The sequence below is a fragment of the Agromyces humi genome, from assembly GCF_009720255.1.
Lineage (GTDB): Bacteria > Actinomycetota > Actinomycetes > Actinomycetales > Microbacteriaceae > Agromyces > Agromyces humi.
Window position 1 is genome coordinate 1 of record NZ_WJSP02000302.1, and the last position, 4,664, is coordinate 4,664.

4 protein-coding genes are annotated in these 4,664 nt (G+C 73.3%); 3 read left to right on the top strand and 1 reads right to left on the bottom strand.

Going from position 1 to position 4,664, the window contains the following annotated elements:
* On the top strand, positions 1–1,598 hold a 1,598-nt coding region (locus tag GH736_RS17670; protein ID WP_159605661.1), incomplete at its 5' end, for an ABC transporter ATP-binding protein.
* Positions 1,595–2,446 carry an energy-coupling factor transporter transmembrane component T family protein gene (locus GH736_RS17675; protein ID WP_159605663.1) on the top strand — a complete coding sequence of 284 codons (852 nt, stop codon included), beginning with the start codon at positions 1,595–1,597 and terminating at the stop codon, positions 2,444–2,446. The genes GH736_RS17670 and GH736_RS17675, both read left to right, overlap by 4 nt.
* Before the next feature lie 242 nt (positions 2,447–2,688).
* Here the strand turns inward: GH736_RS17675 and GH736_RS17680 are convergent, their stop codons facing one another.
* Positions 2,689–3,651: an FKBP-type peptidyl-prolyl cis-trans isomerase gene (locus GH736_RS17680; protein ID WP_159605665.1), complete on the bottom strand. Its 963-nt coding sequence runs from the start codon at positions 3,649–3,651 to the stop codon at positions 2,689–2,691.
* A 108-nt stretch (positions 3,652–3,759) separates the two neighbouring features.
* On the opposite strand from GH736_RS17680, the gene GH736_RS17685 reads away from it, so the two are divergent.
* Positions 3,760–4,664: class I SAM-dependent methyltransferase (locus GH736_RS17685; protein ID WP_159605667.1), on the top strand; the 905-nt coding region annotated here is incomplete at its 3' end.

Genomic DNA, 4,664 nt, shown 5'->3' on the forward strand with positions numbered 1-4,664 from the left:
TGCCGCACGCCGTCGCGGCAGCGCTCGAGGGCTCGGTGCGGGTCGCGGGCACCGACACGCGCGAGCGCACGGTGGCGGAGCTCAGCGAGCACGTCGCCATGGTGTTCCAGGACCCCGACGCCCAGGTCGTGACGGGCACCCTGCTCGACGAGGTCGCGTTCGGTCCCGAGAACCGGCTCGTGCCCGCTCCCGAGGTGCTCGTGCGTGCCGAACGCGCGCTGAAGCTGGTCGGGCTGTGGGACCGCCGGGACGACAACCCCGACGTGCTCTCGGGCGGCGGGCGGCAGCGACTCGCGATCGCGTGCGCACTCGCCATGGCCTCCCCGGTGCTCGTGCTCGACGAGCCCACGGCCAACCTCGACCCCGCCGGCATCGACGAGGTCTACGCGGTGCTCCGCGAGCTCGCCGACGACCGCGACCACGCGATCGTGCTCATCGAGCACAACCTGGACGCGGCCGTCGACCTCGTCGACCGGGTCGTCGTGCTCGACGCCGCAGGGCGCCTCGTCATCGACGGACCCGTGCGCGACGTGCTGCAGGGCCGGGCGGCCGAGCTCCGCGACCTCGGCGTCTGGCTGCCCGTGTCGACGCTCGCGGCGATGCGCCTCCGGTCGGCCGGTGTGCCGATCGACCCGCTGCCCCTGACACCGGCCGAGCTCGCCGCCGCGCTCGAAACGGTCGCCGCGCTGCCCGCGCCGGCCACCGGCCCCGCAGCCGCCATCGCCCCCGACGCCGCAGACGCGCCCGCGGCGGCGGCGGCCGCACCCGCGCCGGCGGCCGCACCCGCCATCGCCGTCCGCGACGTGTCCGTGCGTCGCGGCGGCCGCCGCGGACCCGTCGTCGTGCACGGGGCGGACCTCGACGTGGCATCCGGCGACTTCCTCGCCATCGTCGGCACGAACGGCGCCGGCAAGACCACGCTGCTGCAGGCGATCGCGGGGGTGGCGCCGCGCGCGGGCGGGTTCGTCGACGTGCTCGGCATGGACCCGCAACGGGCCGACGCACGCGATCGCGCCCGGCGCATCGGCTTCGTGTTCCAGAACCCCGAGCACCAGTTCGTCGCCGACACGGTCGCCGGCGAGCTCGACACCGGACTACGGCTCCAGGGCGTGCCCGAGGACCTGCGACGCGACGAGATCGAGCGGATGCTGCGGCGGTTCGATCTCACCGAGCACGCCGATCGGCATCCGTTCCTCCTGTCGGGCGGCCAGAAGCGACGACTCTCGGTCGGCAGCGCCCTCGTCGCCGGCGCCCCCGTGCTCGCGCTCGACGAGCCCACCTTCGGGCAGGACCGGGCCCGCGCCACCGAGCTCCTCGACCTGCTTCGCGCCCTGAACGGCGAGGGCACCACGGTGCTCGTCGTGACGCACGACCTGCAGCTCGTCGCCGACTACGCGAACCGGGTCGCCGTGATGCAGGACGGCCGGGTGATCGGCACCGGGCCGACCGACGAGGTGCTCGCCGGGCCGCTCATCGAGCAGAGCGGGTTGCGGCATCCCGCCCTCGCACGCGCGATGCGCAGCCTCGTGCGGCATCCCGAATGGCGGTCGGTGACGCGGATGTCGCAGCTCCCCCGCTCCGGGCCGGCCGGCGCATGACCGCCCCACTCGTGTCCGACACCACCGTGCGCGACCCGTACGCGGCGGCGTCAGCGGCCCCGGCCGCACGATTCCTGCACGGACTCAACCCGATCGCCAAGATCGCCGCGCCCCTGCCGGCGATCGTCGCGCTGCTCTTCACTCGGGGCCTCGCGATCCCGCTCGCCTTCACCGTGCTCGGGCTGCTGTTGCTCCTCATCGGCGCGCGGCTGTCCGGGCGCGTCGTGGCCATGCTGCTCATCGCGACTCCGGTGGGCGTGGCCCTGCTCGGGCTCAGCCTCGGGCTGTGGGTGGACCCGGCACGGGTGGATGCCGCCGGCCCCGCGGCATCCGTCGTGCTGTTCGAGGTCGGCGGCTGGACGTTCACGCTCGGCGCCTACCTCGTCGGCGTGGCGACCGCCCTGCGGATCGCCGCGATCCTCGTGCTCTCGCTCATCGCGGGGCTCACCACCACCGGCCCCGAGCTCGTACGGGCGCTCGTGCAGAACCTGCGCGTGCCCTACCGCATCGGCTACACGGCGTTGGCCGCGCTGCGGTTCGTGCCGCGCTTCGGACACGAGTTGGAGATCATCCGTGCGGCGCACCGCGTGCGTGGCGCCGACCACGGGCGCGGGCCGATCGCCGCGCTGCGCCGTGTGACGGGCTACGCCATCCCGTTGCTCGCGAGCGCGATCCGGCATGCCGAGCGGGTCGCGCTGGCCATGGATGCGCGCGCGTTCGGGGCGCATCCGACCCGCACCGAGCGCACGGTCAGCCGGTGGCGGGTGCGGGACACGGCGTTCGTCGTCGCGTTCCAGCTCGCGTCGGCGGCGATCTTCGTGGTCGCACTCGTGAGCGGGGCTCGCTGAGGCGAGCGGCGCTCCCGCGGCGCGAGCGCCCTCCCGCGGCATCCGCGTCGCCCTCGCGGCATCCGCGTCGCCGAAATGGAGGAAGAACCTGCCCGCCGGGCGGCGTGTCGGCACGCGCGAGCCGGCGTGTCGGCTGGTCCGTCCTCCATTTCGGCGAAGAGCACGGCGCTGACCGGACGACGAGGGACGGGGACGGCGAAGGGCCCCGGCGATCGCTCGCCCGGGCCCTCACCTCGTGTCGACTACTTCGCGTCGGTCGCCGGCGCGGTGTCCTGGATCTCCACGAGGAAGACCAGCGTCTGGCCGGCGAGCTCGCCGCCCGAGGAATCCGTGCCGTACGCATACTGCGGCGGGATCGTGACGATCAGCTTGGTGCCGACCTTCTGCCCGACGAGCGCCGCGCCGAAGCCCTGGATGACCTGGTCGGTGGAGAACTGCGCGGGGTCGCCGCCGTAGCTCTGGTCGAAGACCTGCTTGGTGTCCCAGCTGGTGCCCTGGTAGTGCAGGGTCACGGTGTCGCCCGACTGCACCTCGTCGCCGTCGCCCTCCTCGAGCACCTTCAGCTGGTACTCGGCGGGCGGGGCGGTGTCGGGCAGGGTCACGGTGGGGGCCGCGCCGTCGGCGCCGAACTGCACGTCGGGCACGTTCTCGGTCCATTCGGCGGGCTTCAGCGGCTCCTGCACGTCGACCACGATGACGAGGGTCTCGCCGGGCGCGACGCCGATGGTCTCGTTGCCCTGGTCGCCGTAGAGCGTCGAGGCGGGCGCGACGGTCACGGTGCGCGACCCGGTCGGCACGCAGTCGATGCCGGCGAGGAACGCCTCGAACACCGTGTCGTCGCCGGCGGTGATGGTGGCGGGCTGCGAGAAGACCTGCTGGCCGGAGGTGCCGGAGTAGGCGCTCACGATGGCGTTGACGTCGTCGCCGGCCTTCGTGGTCTCGCCGTCGCCCTCGATGACGACGGTGCGCTCGAGCTCGTCGGCTTCGAGCGGCGTCGTGAAGGTGGCGGTCGGCGAGGTGCCGAAGTCACCCTCGACCGTCACCCCGTCGCTGAGGTCGCCCGACGACAGGTCCATGCATTCGGCCGCCTCGGCGGTCGGCGTCTTGGAGGCTTCGGGGCTGGTGCTGCCTGCACAGCCCGCGAGGAGCAGGGCGGCGGCGGAGACCAGCGCGACGGGCGCGGCGCGGCGCAGGGCACGGTTCATGTGAAGATGCTCGTTTCGATTTGGGAACACGAAGGTCCAAGTCTGCCCGTTCCACATCTCGATTGCCTGAATCTGCGATTTCCACCAGATCAGGGCGACAATGGGCAGATGGGGGACACGACGACCGTACCCGATTTCGCTGAGGAGTCCGCCGATGCGGCGGATTCGTCGACGGAACTCGATGGGGTGCTCTGGGATCCGATCTCGACCGCGGCGCTCTCGCGGTCGCATCCGCGCTTCGACGAACGCGTGCTCGACGCGTGGTGCGGCGACGGGGCCTCAGCCCTGCCCACCGCCGAGCTCGTCGGCATCGGCGGCCTCGTCGACGCCGTCGACCTCGACGAGTCGCGGGTCGCGCTGGCTCGCGAACGGGCGGGCGAACGGATGCCGCAGCTGCGGCTGCACGTCGCCGACGTCACCGAGTGGGACCCGACGGGCTACGACCTCGTGCAGTGCGTCCTGGGCCTCGAGCGGTTCCCCGACCTCGACGCCGGCACCCGGCACCTGATCGAACGGGCACGTCCCGGTGGGCGCGTCGCGATCACCACGTGGGCGAAGGGGGCGCTGGAGCCGCTGCCCGAGCTGCTCGCGGCCGCGCTGCCGGGCGCGGGTGGCGACGACGCAGCGGCCGGTGGCAGCGACACCGACACCGACACCGACACCGACACAGCGATCCCCGACACCGCCGGCACCCTCGCGCACTGGCTCACGGAGCTCGGGCTCGTCGGCGTCCGAGCCGACGCCGTGCAGCGCCACGTCGACCTCACCGCCGAGCTGGCCTGGAAGGTCGTGCAGGCGACGCACCTGCGGTCGACGATCGCGCACCTCGACGCCGGCGAGCAGGCCGCCGTGCGCGAACGGCTGCTGGCGGCCGTCGCGGAGCACGTCCCCCGAGATCGACTCGATGGTGCTCGACACCCGCGCCGGCGACCGGTGGATGCTCTGCTCCGACGGCCTCTCGGGGGTCGTGTCGTTCGACGAGATCCTCGAGATCATGGCGTCCGACGCCGGTG